This is a genomic window from Streptosporangium sp. NPDC003464 (genome assembly GCF_053588315.1).
In genome coordinates this window covers 22,513-39,641 of record NZ_JBSFPS010000061.1, presented here as the reverse complement: position 1 = coordinate 39,641, position 17,129 = coordinate 22,513, and the positions used below count along the sequence as shown (strand labels likewise).

18 protein-coding genes are annotated in these 17,129 nt (G+C 64.4%); 11 read left to right on the top strand and 7 right to left on the bottom strand.

The features are described from left to right. Positions 1-535: 535 nt before the first annotated feature. From ACWDS7_RS16285 to ACWDS7_RS16275, 3 genes are all read left to right on the top strand, one after another. Positions 536-2,281 carry an N-6 DNA methylase gene (locus ACWDS7_RS16285; protein WP_451929955.1) on the top strand — a complete coding sequence of 582 codons (1,746 nt, stop codon included), beginning with the start codon at positions 536-538 and terminating at the stop codon, positions 2,279-2,281. A 230-nt stretch (positions 2,282-2,511) separates the two neighbouring features. Further along, positions 2,512-3,513 carry a restriction endonuclease subunit S gene (locus tag ACWDS7_RS16280; RefSeq protein WP_451929954.1) on the top strand — a complete coding sequence of 334 codons (1,002 nt, stop codon included), beginning with the start codon at positions 2,512-2,514 and terminating at the stop codon, positions 3,511-3,513. Beyond that, positions 3,513-6,686, top strand: a complete 3,174-nt coding sequence (locus ACWDS7_RS16275; protein WP_451929953.1) for a type I restriction endonuclease subunit R — start codon at positions 3,513-3,515, stop codon at positions 6,684-6,686. Before ACWDS7_RS16280 ends, ACWDS7_RS16275 begins: the two co-directional genes overlap by 1 nt. A 790-nt stretch (positions 6,687-7,476) precedes the next feature. Here ACWDS7_RS16275 and ACWDS7_RS16270 read toward each other — a convergent pair. The 3 genes from ACWDS7_RS16270 to ACWDS7_RS16260 form a co-directional block, all read right to left on the bottom strand. Continuing rightward, positions 7,477-8,859 (bottom strand): DEAD/DEAH box helicase family protein, encoded by a 1,383-nt coding sequence (locus ACWDS7_RS16270; protein ID WP_451929952.1) that lies wholly within the window; start codon positions 8,857-8,859, stop codon positions 7,477-7,479. Further along, entirely contained in the window at positions 8,856-9,695 is an 840-nt protein-coding gene (locus ACWDS7_RS16265) for a CBS domain-containing protein (protein ID WP_451929951.1), read from the bottom strand. Before ACWDS7_RS16265 ends, ACWDS7_RS16270 begins: the two co-directional genes overlap by 4 nt. Positions 9,696-10,024: 329 nt before the next feature. Further along, the gene (locus ACWDS7_RS16260) at positions 10,025-10,291 is read right to left on the bottom strand and encodes a GntR family transcriptional regulator (protein ID WP_451929950.1); all 267 of its coding nucleotides are present in this window, start codon (positions 10,289-10,291) and stop codon (positions 10,025-10,027) included. Between the two features lie 230 nt (positions 10,292-10,521). On the opposite strand from ACWDS7_RS16260, the gene ACWDS7_RS16255 reads away from it, so the two are divergent. After that, positions 10,522-10,836 (top strand): hypothetical protein, encoded by a 315-nt coding sequence (locus ACWDS7_RS16255; protein WP_352066786.1) that lies wholly within the window; start codon positions 10,522-10,524, stop codon positions 10,834-10,836. Next, on the top strand, positions 10,833-11,120 hold the full coding sequence (locus ACWDS7_RS16250; protein WP_451929949.1) for a hypothetical protein: 288 nt from the start codon (positions 10,833-10,835) through the stop codon (positions 11,118-11,120). The genes ACWDS7_RS16255 and ACWDS7_RS16250 overlap by 4 nt, the downstream gene beginning before the upstream one ends. Positions 11,121-11,434: 314 nt before the next feature. Here the strand turns inward: ACWDS7_RS16250 and ACWDS7_RS16245 are convergent, their stop codons facing one another. From ACWDS7_RS16245 to ACWDS7_RS16230, 4 genes are all read right to left on the bottom strand, one after another. Beyond that, entirely contained in the window at positions 11,435-11,581 is a 147-nt protein-coding gene (locus ACWDS7_RS16245) for a hypothetical protein (RefSeq protein WP_451929948.1), read from the bottom strand. Continuing rightward, on the bottom strand, positions 11,578-12,174 hold the full coding sequence (locus ACWDS7_RS16240; protein WP_451929947.1) for a guanylate kinase: 597 nt from the start codon (positions 12,172-12,174) through the stop codon (positions 11,578-11,580). Before ACWDS7_RS16240 ends, ACWDS7_RS16245 begins: the two co-directional genes overlap by 4 nt. Then, entirely contained in the window at positions 12,171-12,923 is a 753-nt protein-coding gene (locus ACWDS7_RS16235) for an AAA family ATPase (protein WP_306863490.1), read from the bottom strand. Before ACWDS7_RS16235 ends, ACWDS7_RS16240 begins: the two co-directional genes overlap by 4 nt. A gap of 565 nt (positions 12,924-13,488) precedes the next feature. After that, on the bottom strand, positions 13,489-13,857 hold the full coding sequence (locus ACWDS7_RS16230; RefSeq protein WP_451929946.1) for a GntR family transcriptional regulator: 369 nt from the start codon (positions 13,855-13,857) through the stop codon (positions 13,489-13,491). Between the two features lie 138 nt (positions 13,858-13,995). On the opposite strand from ACWDS7_RS16230, the gene ACWDS7_RS16225 reads away from it, so the two are divergent. Genes ACWDS7_RS16225 through ACWDS7_RS16200 form a run of 6 tightly spaced genes read left to right on the top strand, consistent with a single transcriptional unit; the run spans position 13,996 to position 17,129 of the window. After that, positions 13,996-14,334, top strand: a complete 339-nt coding sequence (locus ACWDS7_RS16225; protein WP_451929945.1) for an SCO3933 family regulatory protein — start codon at positions 13,996-13,998, stop codon at positions 14,332-14,334. Next, positions 14,331-15,704: an FtsK/SpoIIIE domain-containing protein gene (locus ACWDS7_RS16220; RefSeq protein WP_451929944.1), complete on the top strand. Its 1,374-nt coding sequence runs from the start codon at positions 14,331-14,333 to the stop codon at positions 15,702-15,704. The genes ACWDS7_RS16225 and ACWDS7_RS16220 overlap by 4 nt, the downstream gene beginning before the upstream one ends. A gap of 22 nt (positions 15,705-15,726) precedes the next feature. Beyond that, positions 15,727-16,428, top strand: coding sequence for a DUF2637 domain-containing protein (locus ACWDS7_RS16215; protein WP_451929943.1), 702 nt, complete (start codon positions 15,727-15,729; stop codon positions 16,426-16,428). Positions 16,429-16,446: 18 nt separating this feature from the next. Further along, entirely contained in the window at positions 16,447-16,809 is a 363-nt protein-coding gene (locus ACWDS7_RS16210; RefSeq protein WP_451929942.1) for a hypothetical protein, read from the top strand. A 15-nt stretch (positions 16,810-16,824) separates the two neighbouring features. Continuing rightward, positions 16,825-17,001 (top strand): hypothetical protein, encoded by a 177-nt coding sequence (locus ACWDS7_RS16205; RefSeq protein WP_355510468.1) that lies wholly within the window; start codon positions 16,825-16,827, stop codon positions 16,999-17,001. Further along, complete coding sequence (locus tag ACWDS7_RS16200) at positions 16,998-17,129, top strand: hypothetical protein (RefSeq protein WP_451929941.1); 132 nt, start codon at positions 16,998-17,000, stop codon at positions 17,127-17,129. The genes ACWDS7_RS16205 and ACWDS7_RS16200 overlap by 4 nt, the downstream gene beginning before the upstream one ends.

Sequence of the window (17,129 nt, the reverse complement as noted above, 5' to 3'; positions counted from 1 at the left end):
TCGTGACCTCGTCCAGCCACAGGCGGCTGAAGTCGCCTCCGCTCGGCTCGCTTGTGGCGGGCCGCCTCCTGGACTTGTTCGTCAGAGAATCCGAGGGCATCGATCAGGGTGGCCAGGACTTCGTGGATGTCGGCCAGCGGCTTCGATGATCTCCGGGATCCGGTCACAGACCAGCTTGCTGTAGACGGTCCTCTGCCCCTGGCTCAAGATGTCGCTCTCCTGGCCGATATTGCCTACGTGGATTACCGACGCGATGTGGTCACCGCCGAAAGCGTATGGCGTGCCATCGTGCCGGTATCCGTCAAACCTGGGGTGCCCCATGATTGATCTCTTGTTGCTCGCGCTTTGTGTCGGCCCCTCCGCTACGGTGCAGGTGGGCCTGGGTTCCGCTTAACTTCCCGCGTACGCAGGAGGCCAAAGTGCACGAAGATGGCGTCATGACGCCCCGTCGGCGGACGTGCGTTGCCTTACGTGGGCGCGACTACCCCAGTGCGCCGACGCAGCCATGCACGTTGAGTGATTCCTGAGGAGCCTTGTGAGCACGCTCGGTAGTTTCATCTGGTCGATCGCTGACCAGCTTCGGGGTCCCTACCGCCCCAACCAGTACGGGAACGTGATTCTCCCGTTCACGATCCTTCGGCGCCTCGACTGCATCCTGGAGCCGGACCGCGGGACCGTCCGAGACCTGGCCGCGGCATACGAGAACCCGAACCGGCTCCGGATCGAGGTCAAGAAGGCCACCGGCCGGCCGTTCTACAACACCTCGAAGTACAGCTTCGCCAACCTTCTGCAGGACGCGGACGGGCTCGAGGACAACCTCGTCGACTACATCGACCGGTTCTCCGCCGATGTCGATGTGTTCGAGTACTTCGACTTCAAGAAGGAGATCATCGCCCTGGAGAAGGCCGGTCTCCTGCGCGAGATCGTGAAGTCCTTCGGCGCCGTCGACCTGCATCCCGATGTCGTGTCCAACGCCGACATGGGGGACGCGTTCGAGTACATCATCCGCAAGTTCAACGAGGCCGCGAACGAGACCTCCGGTGACCACTACACGCCGCGTGACGCGATCCGGCTGCTGGTCGACCTGCTCTTCGCCGAGAAGGACGCCGCCCTTACCGAGGCCGGGATCGTCCGCACACTCTACGACCCCACCGCCGGCACCGGCGGCATGCTCGCCCTTGCCGAGGAGCACCTGCTCGCGCAGAACCCGGACGCCCGGCTGAGCCTGTACGGCCAGGAGTACAACCCGCAGTCGTACGCGATCTGCAAGTCCGACCTGCTCGCTAAGGGCCACGACGCGTCCAACATTGCCTTCGGCAACACGCTCACCGACGACGCCTTCAAGGGCCGCCAGTTCGACTTCTGCATGTCCAACCCGCCGTACGGCGTCGACTGGAAGCAGTACGCCAAGGCCATCACCAAAGAGCGTGACGAGGCCGGCCCGTACGGCCGCTTCGCGCCGGGCCTGCCGCCGATCTCGGACGGGCAGATGCTGTTCCTGCTGCATCTGGCACACAAGATGCGCGCTCCCGAGGACGGCGGCGGCCGGGTCGGAATCGTCATGAACGGCTCGCCGCTCTTCAACGGCGCCGCCGAGTCCGGCCCGTCCAACATCCGCAAGTGGCTGCTGGAGAACGACCTGGTCGAGGCGATCGTCGCACTGCCAACCAACATGTTCTTCAACACCCCCATTCCCACCTACATCTGGATCCTCGACAACACCAAGCACCCCGACCGCAAGGGCCTAGTCCAGCTCATCGACGACACCTCGTTCTGGACCAAGATGCGCAAGAACCTCGGCAACAAGAACCGTGAGCTCAGCGACACCGACCGCGCCAAGGTTCTCCGCCTGTATGCCGACTTCACCGACGCCGACCCCGACTTCTCGAAGGTGCTGCGCAACGACGAGTTCGGCTACTGGACCATCACCGTCGAGCGACCACTTCTGGATGAGGACGGCAAGCCCGTCGTCGACCGCAAAGGGAAGCCGAAGCTTGACTCCAAGAAGCGCGACACCGAGAACGTGCCCTTCACCTACGGCGGCTCGACCGCCGGACCTGCAGGCAAGACCGAGGTCATTCAGGCGTACTTCGACACCGAGGTGAAGCCGCACGTTCCCGACGCCTGGATCGACTGGGCCAAGGTCAAGACCGGCTATGAGATCCCCTTCACCCGCCACTTCTACAAGTACGTCCCGCCCCGCCCTCTCACCGAAATCGACGCCGATCTGGAGAAACAGATCGCCAAGATCCTCGATCTGCTCCGCGAGGTCGAGAAGTGACCAGGATCGGGTGGCCGAACCTCCCGCTCAAGCGAGTCGTTAGCTCCGTCCAGAGTGGAACCAGCGTCAATGGAGCGCCATGGCCAGCCGCCGCCGATGAACCAGGCGTGCTCAAGACGAGTGCCGTTTACGGTGGAGTTTTTAGTCCAGAAGAGAACAAGCAAGTGGATGCCTATGACCTAGACCGAGTGTCGTGTCCGGTGCTGGCCGGCTCGCTGATCGTGAGCCGAATGAACACAAAGCAACACTTGGGGGTCGCTGCTGCAGTTGGTCAGGACTTCCCGAACCTCTACCTTCCAGACCGGCTGTGGGCCGTGACATTCAGCGGCGCTGACCCGCGGTTCGTCGATTGGTGGACGAAGACGCCAATCTACCGATCCCAGGTCGAAGCTGCGAGCGTTGGGACGAGTTCCTCGATGCAGAACATTAGCCAGGGCGATTTCCTTGAAATTCGGATTGACCTCCCGGACCTCGAAACGCAGAGCGCTGTCGCCGACTACCTCAACCGCGAGACCGCCCGCATCGACACACTCATCGAGGAGCAGCAGCGCCTGATCGAGATGCTCCGCGAGCGGCGGCAGGCGGTTGTGGACGCAGCCTTCGCTGCTCTCGCCGAGCCCAGTGTGCAACTGCGCCGGTACATCAAGTTCCTAACAAGCGGGTCCCGCGGTTGGGGCGACTACTACGCCGACGATGGCGAGCGGTTCCTGCGAATCGGAAACCTGCCTCGTACGAACCTGAGCATCCGGGGCGAGGTCCAGTTCGTTAGCCTCCCGGTTGACGTGACCGAAGGCTCGCGGACGATATTAGAGGCAGGAGACCTGCTCTTCTCCATCACCGCCTACCTGGGATCCGTAGCCGTGGTCGACAACGACTGGGTCGGTTCGTATGTAAGCCAGCATGTAGCCCTCTGCCGCCTCAATCTAGACCGCCTGGACTCGAGGTTCGCGGGGTGGTTCATGCTGACCACCGCAGGCCAAGACCAACTCAACCAAGGAGCAGCAGGCGGGGCGAAGATGCAACTCGCTCTCGATGACATCAAGAGTCTGCGGGTGCCGACGGCGTCCATAGCTGAGCAGCACCGCATCGCGGCCCACCTTGACGAGCAGACGGCGAAGATTGATGCGCTCATCGCAGAGACGCAGCGACTGATCGAGCTCGCCCTCGAGCGCCGAACGGCACTCATCACCGCCGCCGTGACGGGCCAGGTCAACGTACGCGAGGCCGCGTGATGGCTGACCACAACGAGGTCGTCTTCGAGACCGAGATCTGCGAGCACCTCGCGGCCCACGGGTGGCTGTACTCGGCCAATGACACCGGCTACGACCGGGAGCGGGCGCTGTTCCCCGAGGATCTGTTCGTGTGGCTGGAGGCGACCCAGAAGCCAGCGTACGAGAAGGCGCTGAAGGCGGCCGGGTCGCAGGCGAAGTTTCTCGACGTGCTGACGACGGCGTTGGACAAGCCGCTGGAGCACGGCGGTGGGATGCTGAATATCCTGCGGACCGGGGTGCAGTACATCGGCGGTGGCCGGTTGAAGATGGCGCAGTTCCGTCCCGAGACGACGCTGAACGAGACGACGAACGCCGAGTATGCGGCGATGCAGGTCCGGGTGATGCGGCAGGTGCACTTCTCAACCGCCGACCAGCGCAGCATCGACCTGGTGTTCTTCGTCAACGGACTCCCGGTCGCGACAGTGGAGCTGAAGACCGACTTCACCCAGTCGCTGAACGAGGCGATCCAGCAGTACCGCAAGGAACGCAACCCGCTGACCAGCGGCCGAGTCGAGCCGCTGCTGTCGTTCGGACACCGGGCGCTGGTCCACTTCGCGGTCTCCAACGACCTGGCCGCGATGACGACCCGGCTGGAGGGCGAGAAGACACAATTCCTGCCGTTCGACACCGGCTTCGACGACGGTGCCGGGAACCCGCCTGGTGTGGACGGGAGGTCGGCGACGGCGTACCTGTGGGAGCGGGTCTGGGAAAAGCACGCCTGGCTCAACATCATCGGCCGGCTGATGATCGTGGAGACCAAGGAGGAGTGGGACGTCGCGACCGGCACGTCGGTGCGCCGTACGAGCATGCTGTTCCCCCGGTTCCACCAGTGGGAGGCGGTCACGAGAATCGTGGCCGCCGTGGCTGAGGAGGGTGTCGGCCAGCGTTATCTGATTGAGCACTCCGCGGGGTCGGGGAAGACGAACACGATCGCCTGGACGGCGCACCGTCTCGCGCGGCTCCACGTCGATGATGAGAAGGTCTTCGACTCGGTCATTGTGGTCGTCGACCGCACGGTGCTCGACGGGCAGCTTCAGGACGCGATCCGGCAGATCGACGGCAGCGGGAAGATCGTCGCAACGATCAGCCCCGAGGACGTGCGCAAGGCCGGCGCGAAGTCGAAGTCCGGCCTGCTGGCACAGGCGCTGAAGAATGGCGAGCTAATCATCGCGGTGACGGTGCAGACCTTCCCGTACGCACACGATGAGATCCGGGCCGACTCCAGCCTGAAGGGCAAACGGTTCGCCGTCATCGCGGACGAAGCACACTCCTCGCAGTCGGGACAGATCTCCTCGAAGCTGAAACAGGTCCTGACCGCCGAGGAGATCAAGGAAATCGAGGACGGCGGCTCGGTCGACGTCGAGGCGGTCCTGGCCTCGGAGATGGCCGAGCGGGCCGAGTCGGAGAACATCTCCTACTTCGCTTTTACAGCAACCCCGAAGAACAAGACCCTGGAGCTGTTCGGCCGCAAGGGGCCGGACGGCAAGCCGTGCGAGTTTCACCTGTACTCGATGAAGCAGGCGATCGAGGAGGGCTACATCCTCGACGTGCTCAAGGGCTATCAGTCCTACGACACTGCCTTGAAGATCGCTGGCAAGGCTGAGAGCGGCGACGGTGGCGAGGTCGAGGAGTCGGCTGCGCGCAAGGGGCTGATGCGGTGGGTGAAGCTGCACCCGACCAACATCAGCCAGAAGGTGCAGATCATCGTCGAGCACTTCCACGCCAACGTCGCCCACCTCCTGGAGGGCAAGGCGAAGGCGATGGTCGTCACCGACTCGCGCAAGGCCGCGGTGAAGTACAAGAAGGCGATCGACGCCTACATCGCCAAGCGGGCCGCCGAGGACGCGTCGTACAACTACCGGACCCTCGTCGCGTTCTCCGGGTCGGTGTCAATGACCGAGAACGAGAAGTGGAGCCAGGACTGGGGGCCGACGCCGTCGAAGGACGACGAGTTCACCGAGGCCAAGATGAACCCCGGAGCGGGCGCCGACCTAGCGGCGGCGTTCAAGGGCGACACGTACAAGATCATGCTGGTCGCCAACAAATTCCAGACCGGCTTCGACCAGCCGCTGCTCTCGGCGATGTACGTCGACAAGAAGCTCTCCGGGGTCACCGCCGTGCAGACGCTCTCCCGGCTCAACCGAACCCACCGCACCGCCGGCGGGGAGCAGAAGACCAAGACGTTCGTCATCGACTTCGCCAACAAGCCCGACGACATCAGGACCGCCTTCGAGCCGTACTTCACCAACGCCACCCTGGAGACCGAGACCGACCCGTACGTCGTCGTACACCTTGCGAACAAGCTCGCCCAAGCGGGGATCTACACCGAGGAGCAGGTCCGCCAGGTCGCCGAGCTGTGGGTCGCCCGCAAGGGCAACAACGCGCTCTCGGCGGCAATCAGCCCGGCCCAGCACGACTTCCGGCGTCGCTACGCGGCAGCGATCGAGGCCGAGGACAAGGTCACGCTCAACACCCTCGACCTCTTCCGCAAGGACGTCTCCACCTACGTGCGGCTCTATGACTTCATGAGCCAGATCGTCGACTACGGCGACCCGTACATGGAGATGCTCTCGATCTTCCTCCGGCTTTTGGAGAAGGTCATCGCCGAGTCCTCGTGGAGCGCCGACGTTGACCTTTCGGATGTGGTCCTTGTCGGCGTGAAGCACAACAAGGCAATCGCGGTTGACATCTCGCTGACCGGAGACGGCGAACTGAAGGGGATCAGCGCAGCAGGCACCGGCACCAAGAAGGAGCCGAAGTACGTCGCGCTCCAGGTCGTCATCGACAAGATGAACGACCTCTTCGGTGCCGAGTCGTTCGCCGAGTCCCAGATCCGGGAGTTCGTGCAGGGGCTCGTGCAGCGACTGCTCGCCGACCCGGACCTGGTCCAGCAGACCCGGGTGAACTCGAAGAAGCAGTTCATGGAGTCGCAGGACTTCCAGTCCGCCGTCACCGAGGTCGTCGCCGACAACCAGAAGGCGCACACCACCATGGCTGACTACTTCTTCACCGACGGGCCTGCGATCAAAGGGATCATCGTGGCGCTCGCCGATGCGTTCTACGAGGCTGCGATCGACAAGGGGCGGGTCAGCCTTGCTCAGGATCTTGAGGTATCCCCTCACAGTTCCCCCTGAATCGCCCCGTGGTCAGTGGAGACCGAATCAGTACAGACCGCACTCACGTTCTCCGGTGAGCCGTGCTGAGGAACGAAGCACGGCTCGTCGATCGCCCCCATCCCATGCGATGGCCAGCCATGCATTGGCGATCGTGAGGGCTGTATCTGTGCGGCGGCGCGGCAACCCAGGAGCGGAGGGTTCGGTCCGTGCGGTGGCGCGCGTGTGCGGCGGGCGGCCCGGAGTCCCGCGCTGGCCGGGACCGGCCCCCAGGCCGCACGCCCGGACGGCGAGCGGGCGCAGGGCCGGGGCGGGACTCCGGGCCGCCCGCCGCCTTGATACCCATAAGAACAATTCGGCAATGTCGTTCGTGAGACTGCGACGCTCGGAGTAGCCACGCGTCCTCATGGTGACGTACGGCTGGCTAGATGAAAATGCGACCGAGCGTGCATGGACCCAGGGCTAAATGACCAATCGAGTCTCTGATTGCAAACGAGCGCCAGTCACGACGTAGAGGCTTCCTCGCCCTAATCGGGCGGCAGGTGACGACTGGCAACGTGTGATCACGTAAGGCGGCGTTGCTGTATCTGCTGCTGTACACAGCACCTCGGCCGGCGGCCAGCCCATGTCACCCGATGGCAAGGGAACCCGTACCGCAGGGCCAGCAAGCCCAAGGAACGGAAGCCCCGCGGCAGCCGTAAGAAGCACTTTTCAGGAAGAGCGTCTACCGCTTGATTCCTCGATCGCAACTATGCGCACCTCAGGTCCTATGCATTGCAGCATGCGTATTGCAACACTATCGGCATGTGCATCAATAGTCCGGCATCGTCGCATAAAACCCGAACGGTTGAAGGTGTCTCTGCTCGTTAAGGAATGGCGGATCTGCCATAAGTGCGCAGGCAACAGCTCTGCGGGTGCCCAAGAATTCTAGCCGTCTATACCCATGTGCCAGGCTAAGTGGCGGATCGAACCAGAGCTGCATAACTCCATCGGGTGCTTCAGTGAGATAGGGAAGTTCTTGGTCAGAGACTATGAGAACGCGAGGTATCCCACTCGCGGAAAAAAGATCTTCGAATGGTGCGGTATGCCTCCCGGCAATCTCTACAAACGTTCCCCGCATGCGCAGAACTAAAAACTGGCGAACGTAGTCAGATGTCACGGTCCTCTGTACCATAATGACTACACCGCGTCCCCGCCCTGACTCTATCTCTTCTTGGATCACAGAAAGCATGACTTCGAGCTTGTTATCCTCTTCAAGATCATCGAACCTATCCAGGAGTGCGTCGATCTGGTCCCCATATTCAGGGGGAGACATGCCCCAGGCAGGGAAGAGGGTCTCGTCTTGACTCAAGCTTCTATCCACGCTCTCGCCAGCCGGATCATCCGGATAATCAGCTGACAACGAATGACTCCCACGCTGCAATAGGCGATGGGCACCAGGGGCCACTCGACGATATTGCATGGCCAAAAGAGCTGTACTGAAGGCAGCCCTGCTGGACTCCGCTGCACGTCGAGCGCTAGGAGCCGGCTCTCCCTTAAGGTGCGGCAAATATTGCAGCCCTTCAGAGATCAGCTTTCGCTCAGCATCCGATATGCGATAGCTAACAACCGTCCGCCTGACATGTGGGGCGGTATCCACTGTTCGGTCATACTGGGCGTCGGGGGCGCCTACCTGAGCGAGGGTCTCCTTATTGCGCACGTTTATTATTTCGCTTAGTTCGGACGGTGGATTAACCCAAACAAAGCGGGAGCTCCTGGACAGCAAGACCATAACTGCATCAGGAGGAAAGCTTCGAGGAGTATCGACAATCATCAAATCAAACTCGCGCCCTTGCAGCTTTGCAAGGAAAGAGCGGTTAAATAGGCGATCCGCCACAACGAGAACGCTTCGCTCCTCTAAAGGTGAATGATACGCCCAATTGCGCGCTTCCGCCTGATCGCGCAGCGGAATAACCGGGACGTCTTCTGCTCTCAGCTCTTCCGCCTGCCGCGTAATCGAAAGCGTGTTGGTGACGAAAAGAATAGAAGAGTCCGGATTTCGCTTGACGAAGCGAGAGATTCCCGTAATCAGACTTAGAGTCTTACCGCTTCCCATTGGTGCGTAAATGAAGATTCCATGATTTACGCGAATGTCCGAGATTGCCCTAATCAAGCGCAGGTATAGTTCTCCCGCGAAAGAGTCATCGGTCGTCATCGCCTTTGACCTACCTTTCTACGGAGTTTGCGTAGCACCCAAGATCGCGCCGCCGCGAGTTTTCGGAGGTCCTCCTCGTTCAGCTCACGCTTAAAATGGAAGGCGTCGTTACGAATGGAGCCAATGGGCCTTATTTCGAAGTTGAACATATCTCTATTTGCGCCCATTAACTCCGAAAACATCGGCCAGTTCTTGCTGTTGGCGACAATGTTTACTTGTTCGTCAAATGTCATACGAGCAAGAGTTGTAGGTAACTGATCTTCTCTGCCCTTGTATATGATTGCTAGGCTGTTTTGAGCACACTCAGCGAGCTGCTCAGCTGTCACCGCTGCCTCTATCAGAGACCGAAGGCCAACCTCCGTCTCTTTGAGCAGAATATACGGGCTAGCAACCTGGTACAGGTAGGCTATGACGTCACTGCTGGTGACTATGCCCTGCAGGCGATCCGGGTCACCCACTAGTACAACGTCGGCGTCCTCCAAGGGGACGAACAGAGTGTCGATAGCATCAGCCGCGCGAACAAAGATCGCCTGCTCCACGAAGTCGTCAACGACCAGCGATATCGCTGTCTTCGTCTTCTCCAACAGCCACGGGCTACCAACCAAGCGCTCAGTGAAGGTTTGGTAGGAGAACAGACCGAGCACCTCAGTGCCTGCGACCACAGGAAGTTGGCTGTAGCCGTAGTCCTTCATGACCTTCAGTGCTTCTGGCACGGGCTGATCGGGCGGGACGGTAACAGGGCCGTCGCTCGACAGCAACGACGACACCCTGTGGAACATGTGCAGCTCGTCGGAGGGGCCATCCGAGGAAGGCGAGCCATCCGGTGATTGGCTCACGCGTCCTCCTGGCACTCTGTACGGCGATAGCAAGAAATCCTAGCCTCGGATGCGGAGCTTCGTCCTGGTTTACACATTGATCGCCGAGCAGTAGAAGCCGTTCAATTACGCATTGATCCCACCGGCATAGTTATCGCACTAAAAGGGGTGGACCTTCTCGTTTCCGTAGCGCGCGGGCGGTGCGTGCCCGGACCGGCCGAAGAGCCGCAGCCGGGCACGCTTGCCGACCGGCGCGCCCGGCGGACCGCGCAGCGGGCCGCCTTTAAAGACGTAGAGAAAGTTCTCATCCGGAGGAGTCGACCTCCGGTTGATCTTGGACTCTGTGATGGCTACTCGGGAGCGTCGACGGCCTCGGCTGTGCGCTCTTCGACCGTGGTGACGAAGCTGCCCATGCCGCGCTCGGTCCGTATCCAGCGGTCCTTGCGGAGAGCGTTCATGACCTTCTGTGCGGTCTGGGTGGCGATCCCGAATTCTTGGGTCAGATCGATGACCGAGGGGATCCGCTGGCCCGGCTTGTACTGGCCGGTCTCGATACGCTTGACGATGATGTCTCGCACCTGTCGCCACCTGGGCAGATCGTCGCGCAGCTCGGTCATGGGAACACGCTAGAAGCCCACAGTGCAGACCTCTCCACCAGCACATACTGCGGTGTTCTATGGTGTACTACAGCATGGTGTGCTTATGATGCGGGCATGGCTGACGACGAAAGACCGCGTCCGAGGAACAGGCGGACGCCTTCGAGCCTGACCCGTTCGACTCGGACGGGTTCGACCTTGGAAGCCGAACTGACATGCCCGCGGATGCCCATCGCGGTAGGAGGTGAAGGATGACCGCGGTCTCCCTTGATGACGTGGGGCCGATGGATGCGGCCGAGGAACTCCGTGTGGCTCTGGACAGGCACGAGATCCCGGCCGATGTCCACTCCGGGCACGGCCTGGCGCTGGTGTCGGTCTGGGTCGGGCTCGTCGTCTGGTGCGACGGAGAGCGGTTCTGGTGGCGGACCGGCTGGGACGATCGGCGACAGCGGTTCACCTACGCCTGGCATCCGGCGGTGGATCCCGCTCGGGCCGCTCGGCGGGTCGCCTTCCGCTACGGCGATCTCCGCAGGAAGCACGCGCACCCTGAGGAGAACGCGTCGTGATCGCGCTGGATGAGTGCGTGAGCCCGCATGTGGCGATGCTCCAACGCGTGCATGTGCGGCTGGCATGGCAGCGGCCGTATCCCTCGCTGGAGCGGGCGCGGCCGGTCGCCTGGACCTGCTGGTGCCGTGCCACGGTGTATGAGCTGTGCGCCGGCGGGGGCCGTGCGTTCCTGCGGCGGACGGTCCAGCTCGACCGCGGGCCCGACATTCACGAGACCTCGCTTATGCCTATCACTGAAGCTCGGGCGACCTGGACGGCGCTGCTGTCCGGGAGCGCCCGTTAGACGGGCGGGGCGGTGCGGAATCTGGAGGGACGCGCATCGCCCCGCCTGCCAGGAGTCAACCGGGTGACTCCTGACCCGCTCTTCCCCCGCCTCGGACAGCCGTCCCGTGTCAGGCCCTTTTAAAGGGTCAACGTCGTCCGCGGTGTCCGCCCACCCCAGATGGACGCCGTTCATCCCACCCCATCCCCACCGACGGGGTTGACCTGGAGAGGGCACGGGCACCACGGCGGTCAGGGGCGGGGGAGGCACCACCAGCTCAACGAGCAGACATCGATACGGAGAAGGGCGGAAACGGTGACGGTCCTGCCGGCGGGCTACCGGCTCTCCTCCGGCGCCTGCACCCACAGCTCAGCGCGCTGGACGTCGAGTCCCCAGGGAGTCTGGACCGGAGCCGAGTGCGCCGGCTGCGGGACCTGGTGGCGGCTGGATCTGATCCCGCCGGACGTCTCGGCCCGGCTCATGGGGGGCATGCCTCCTCGCGAGGAAGCGCGGCCGTCCGCAACCGGTCGTAGGCACCCATGATCTCCCCGGCTGCGGCGTCGACCCCGATGCGGTCGGTGTGGAGGCGCAGGTGAAAGAACCCCGCGTCGGTGCCTGTCTCCAAGTCGGCGAGCGTCTCGTCCCATGCGGCCAGGCGCTTGGCGGTGTCGGCGTCTCCGCGACCTCGGGAGCGCTGTTCGGTGACCTCGCGGGGCACCCACAGCAGCACGCGCAGCCACCCGTCCGGCGCCTTGCCGATGAGCTGGCGCAGATCAGCGATGTTGCCCATGTGCGCGACGGGCACGTAGCCGGCCGCGTGCCGATCCTCGATCATCTGCCGATCGACGGCGTAGACGTTGCCGTAGCGGTGGGTCTCGACCAGCAGCCGCCCGGCGTCGCGCAGCTTGTCCAGGTGCTCAGGACTGACGAACTCATACCCCTGCGCCCGGCCGGCGCCGACCTTGAGCTTGGGCAGCAGCACGAACCGCGGATCCAGCCAGGTAAGGGCGGTGGTGATGGTGTCCTTGCCGCTGGCCGGCGGGCCGTACAGGACGATGCCTTGCGGACTGCTCACGTCAGGATCCGCTTAAGGGCCTCGCGGGTCTGGTCGGCAAGGCTGATCGCCGCACCGAGTCGGTTGTCGACCGTGACGTGCGCGGTGGGCGGGCTGGCCTCGACCTGGAGGCCCTCGGCGTACTGCTGCCAGTTGTCCAGCTTCCAGGCGTCGCGGGCGGCCCCGCGGAATTCGATGTACTCGCGCATGGATTCGGGATCACAGCGGACCCAGATCGCCGCGACGTCGATGCCCTTGGCCGCGCACCGGTTCTCCAGCCGGGTGAACCACGCCTCGTCCTTCAGCTCCGCGATGAACGGGGCCGACAGGATGGTGGAGGTGCCGACGTTGAGGTTGTCCCACGCGGTCTCCATCAGGCACCGGTACTCCAGCGGCCGGACCTCCTTCAGATACAGGTCGGTGTGCCGGTCGTTGGGATCACCGCCCAGGGAGACGAGCAGCCGCTCGACGATGCACCGGGTCAGGGAGTCCTTGTCCAGGAACGCCCAACCGGTGATGTCGGACAGGAAGCGGGAGAACTCGGTCTTGCCGGATCCGGCGTATCCGCCGACGAGAACGAGGATGGGCTTGGGGCTGCCGCCTCCGTGGCGCCGGCGCCAGGCGTCGACCACCCGGTTGCGCAACAGGGCTTGCGGGGAGCCGTCGGCCTGGATGCCGCCGACGGAGACTTTCGTGAACGCTTCCTCGATGACCTGGGCGGCGGCGTTGTCGGCGACGGGATCAGCGGGCGCAGGCAGATCGGAAATCACGATTTCCGCTTTCTGTGATTCACCGGGCAGAGGGGGACGAAAGCCTAGTTCGGGCTCGGTGGCCTCATAGAGCAGACAATAAGCACGCCGGTAATGCGGGCCGGGGAACACCGTCCCTTGCTCATGTCCCCAGAGCGTTTGGAAGTTGGCGGCCGGGACGGTCAGTCCGTGGCGGCCGGCGGCCTGGCGGAGTCGTTCACCTGCGGCCTCCAGGGTGAGGCCGTGGGCTTCGCGGTGTTCCCGCAGGCGGGAGGGGGTCCAGCCGGGGCGCTGGGTCGTCTTCATTGCATACCTTCGCCTTCACGCTCAAGGGTTGGTGCGCGGTGTGCGGTCGTGCATGTGAAAACGCATGTGTAAATGGTCGTTGAGTGGAACTGAAGAAGCTTAACTAGATCGGCGTGATACCGGAAACCCCCAGCTCACGGTGAACTTAGGCCATCCCGAAAAGGGGAAACGCACCGCAGGGCAAGGGAGAAACCGATGAACGTCGAACCGCAGCGGATCATCTGGGAATTGGCTGCGATCCGGGCGGAGCTGGACGAGTTGGCCTGCCGGATCGGTGAGATCACTTCGGCGCTTCGAAGACTGCCGCCTCCAGAGCGGCGAGCCGATCCCCCAGTTCCTTGAGGCTCTGGCGGGTCTGGGCGAGTTGGTCGAGGATCTCGGCGGTCGCGTCGGGCGTCTCCGGCTTGGCGGTCTCGGCGGGGGTCTCGCGGACGAACACGCCCTTGCCCTGCTGGCCGATGACCACGCCTTCGGTGCGGAGCACGCTGATCGCGGCCTTGACGACGCTGGCGGAGACCTCGAAGCGCTCGCACAGTTGGGCGATGGACGGCAGTGCCATACCGGGCGCGAGTGCGCCGCTGCGGATCTGGCCGCGCAGCTCGTCGACGATCTGCAGGTAGGCCGGCTGGCCGGTCTTCTCCACCATCATCTGCGCTCTCCTCGCCTCACCTCCAGTTGAGCACACCCCGGTAAAGAAACCAACTAAGTCTGCGAGGCACTCATTGACAACTTAGAATTCTAAGCGTTCTATGTCTTCTAAGGGTTCAATCGAGCAAAGGAAGCGATCATGCGCACCATCCCCATCCCCGTCGACGTCACCAAGCTCCAGGTCACCTGCGTCAAGCCCGCCAAGCCCCGCCTGGTCAACAAGGACACCGGCGAGATCAAGCGCGACAAGGACGGCAACGTCATGTACGAGCTCACGCTCCTGTTCGAAGACGAGTTCAGCCGCATGGAGCTGGTCAAGGTCAGCGTCACGCCCGAACCGCAGATCATCGCCGGCGAGGAGGTCGTCCCGGTCGGCCTGGTCGGCTACGTCTGGGAGCAGGGCGGACGCTGGGGCATCTCCTACCGGGCGCAGTCCTTCGTCCCCGCCGGTTCCACCGGAACGGGGGCGGACCTGTGATCGACCTCGGACATCCCTTACTCAAGGTCCTCGCCGTCCTGGTCGCGCTGATCGTCTGGCGGCGCTGGGCTCCGGTCTCCTACTGGTATCTGCTGGTCTTCCCGCGCAAGGCCCTGTGGCTGCGCTGGACCTGGCGGCACGTGGCCTCCGGCTGCGGGCTGACCAAGAAGCGGCACCGCTGGTGGTTCACCACCGTCCCCGGCCTGGTCGCCTCGACCGGCGTCGTCCGGGTCAAGCGGCGCTTCCAGCGGGTGGAGGTCGACACCAAGCCCTGGATGGGCCTGCCCCGGCCGGTGCGGGACGGCTTCCGCATCACCTTCCATCTGCTCGACGGACAGGTGCCCGACGACTATGCCAAGGTCTGCGAACGGCTCGCGCACGCCTGGCGGATCGAGGCGGTCCGGGTGGTCGGCTCCCGGCCTGGCCGCGTCACCCTTCAGGGGATCACCCGCGACCCGTTGGCCCACGTCGCGCCCGCCGTACCTCCGGCTGAACCCCGGGACGGCTGGCGCGCGGAAGACCTGCTCCGGCCGATCGTCGGAGTGCTGGAGACCGGCGCGGCCTGGCGGATGGACCTGCGGCTCATCCCGCACTGGATGAACGCCGGCGCCACCCAGTCCGGCAAGTCCAACCTGATCAACGCGCTCATCGTCGGCCTGGCCCCGCAACCGGTCGCATTGGTCGGCTTCGACCTCAAGGGCGGGGTGGAGCTGTCGGCCTACGCCGCTCGCCTGACCGCACTGGCCACCACCCGCGCCGAGTGTCTCGACCTGCTCAGCGATCTGATCGCCGTGATGGGCGCCCGGATGCTCGCCTGCCGCCGCTACGGGGTGCGCGACATCTGGCAACTCCCCGACGCCGCCCGGCCCATCCCGGTCGTGGTCCTGGTCGACGAGTTGGCCGAGCTGTTCCTCACCGCCGACAAGGCCGAAAAGGACCAGGTCACCCGTACGGCTACCGCCCTGCTGCGCATCGCCCAGCTCGGCCGGGCGTTCGGGATTCACCTGGTGCTGTCCGGCCAGCGGATCGGCTCCGATCTGGGCCCTGGCGTCACCGCGCTACGGGCGCAGATCGGCGGGCGCGTCTGCCACCGGGTCAACGACCCCGAAACCGCGGTGATGACGCTGGGCGACCTCGACCCCGACGCCCTGGTCGCCGCCCGCTCCATCGCCCCGGAGTTGCCCGGCGTCGCCGTGATCACCGGCTCCGATGGCCGGTGGTATCGCGCCCGGTCCGGCTACGTCTCCACCACCGCCGCCGAACAGGCCGCCGACACCTACGCCGACGTCACCCCCTCTTGGAACCAGGTTGCCGCCTCCGGCCTCGGCCACGAACTGCCCGGCGCCGACACCCCCGAACTCGCCGCCTAACCCCCGGAAAGGAGACCCGACCATGACCACGACCGCGCCCTGCCTGGCCGTACGGCTGGCCGACTCCGCACCGGTTCTCATCCTCGCGCTCATCGCTGGGGCAGGCAGCTTCACCCACATCCGCGACACCGCCACCGAACACGGACAGTCCGGTTGGATGGCCTGGGCCGTGGCCGTCTGCGTCGACCTCACCTGTGTCATGGCCGCCCGAGAACGGCAGCGCGACAAGAAGAACGGCCGCCAGCGAGACGGCTGGGTCTCCTGGCCCACCCTCGTCCTGGTCGGCGGGATCACCCTGTCATTGGCGGCGAACCTCGCCCAGGCCGAACCCTCCGCCTGGGGATGGATCACCGCCGCGACCCCGGCCGGCGCGTTCCTGATCGCGGTCTCCATGCTCGAACGGCGGGCCTCCGAACCCCGTCCCGAACCGTCCCCGGAGCTCGTCCCCGTCCCGGACGCCGTACCGGAACCCCCGGCCGAACCCGCGACGCCCGTCCTGCTCCCCGGCTCCGCCGTACCCGGCCAGAACGGCGCAGAGAACGGCCAGAACGACACCGGACCGACGGACGCGCTCCTCGACTACGCCCGCCGGGTCGCCGACGAACACCAGAACCGGCACGGCAAACCGATCACCCGCGACACCCTACGCGCCCGGCTCGGGGTGTCCAGCCAACTCGCCTCCGACCTGCTGCGCACCCTGCGCGACAGTCCCGATCCCGCCTGAACGCAAAGGAGAACCGCCATGACCACCGCCCCCCGCGCCGCCCTCATCAAGGGCCTGCGCGACCTGGCCGCCTTCCTGGAGGCCAACCCCGACGTCCCCGCCCCCTCGCTTACCGGGCTCTCCTACTACCCCCGAGGAACCGACCCCGCCATCCGCGCTGAGATCGACACCATCGCCACGCTCCTCGGCACCGAGGTCGACACCAGCGACCTGGACCACGGCCACTATCGGACCTGCCTGGCTTTCGGGCCGGTCGAGTACACGGCCGTGGGCATCTTCGCCACCGCTCGCGCTCGCCACGAGGCCGAGACCTCGTATGTGGGCTGCATCGACCCCGCCCCCATCACCCCCGCCGCCGGCACCCCTGCCCGCGCCGCCTGACCAAGGAGATCCCCCATGCGCATCCGCATCGACGGCACCTACGCCGAACTCGCCTACGCCGCCAACAAGATCCGCACGATCCTTCCGGTCGGCCAGATATCGCCGATCATGCCACTCCACGAGCGACCCCATACCTGGCGCGTGTTCATCAACACCGCCCCCAAGCGCGACACCGGGAGATGGATCACATGACCGACGACCACGACGCCCCGCCCGTCGACATCGCGCCCAAGCGCTGGCTGTGCTGCCACTGCGGCGGGACCGGCGTCGACAGCCACGGCCAGACCTGTCAGCACTGCGAGGGACTCGGCTTCTGCTGA

Coding starts and splice junctions, on each gene's coding strand:
- ACWDS7_RS16280 (WP_451929954.1), top strand. CDS start 2,512: ATGAACACAAAGCAACACTTGGGGGTCGCTGCTGCAGTTGGTCAGGAC.
- ACWDS7_RS16245 (WP_451929948.1), bottom strand. CDS start 11,581: ATGAGCCGGGCCGAGACGTCCGGCGGGATCAGATCCAGCCGCCACCAG.
- ACWDS7_RS16210 (WP_451929942.1), top strand. CDS start 16,447: ATGACCACCGCCCCCCGCGCCGCCCTCATCAAGGGCCTGCGCGACCTG.
- ACWDS7_RS16205 (WP_355510468.1), top strand. CDS start 16,825: ATGCGCATCCGCATCGACGGCACCTACGCCGAACTCGCCTACGCCGCC.
- ACWDS7_RS16200 (WP_451929941.1), top strand. CDS start 16,998: ATGACCGACGACCACGACGCCCCGCCCGTCGACATCGCGCCCAAGCGC.
- ACWDS7_RS16260 (WP_451929950.1), bottom strand. CDS start 10,291: ATGACCGAGCTGCGCGACGATCTGCCCAGGTGGCGACAGGTGCGAGAC.
- ACWDS7_RS16255 (WP_352066786.1), top strand. CDS start 10,522: ATGACCGCGGTCTCCCTTGATGACGTGGGGCCGATGGATGCGGCCGAG.
- ACWDS7_RS16215 (WP_451929943.1), top strand. CDS start 15,727: ATGACCACGACCGCGCCCTGCCTGGCCGTACGGCTGGCCGACTCCGCA.
- ACWDS7_RS16270 (WP_451929952.1), bottom strand. CDS start 8,859: ATGACGACCGATGACTCTTTCGCGGGAGAACTATACCTGCGCTTGATT.
- ACWDS7_RS16230 (WP_451929946.1), bottom strand. CDS start 13,857: ATGATGGTGGAGAAGACCGGCCAGCCGGCCTACCTGCAGATCGTCGAC.
- ACWDS7_RS16275 (WP_451929953.1), top strand. CDS start 3,513: ATGGCTGACCACAACGAGGTCGTCTTCGAGACCGAGATCTGCGAGCAC.
- ACWDS7_RS16225 (WP_451929945.1), top strand. CDS start 13,996: ATGCGCACCATCCCCATCCCCGTCGACGTCACCAAGCTCCAGGTCACC.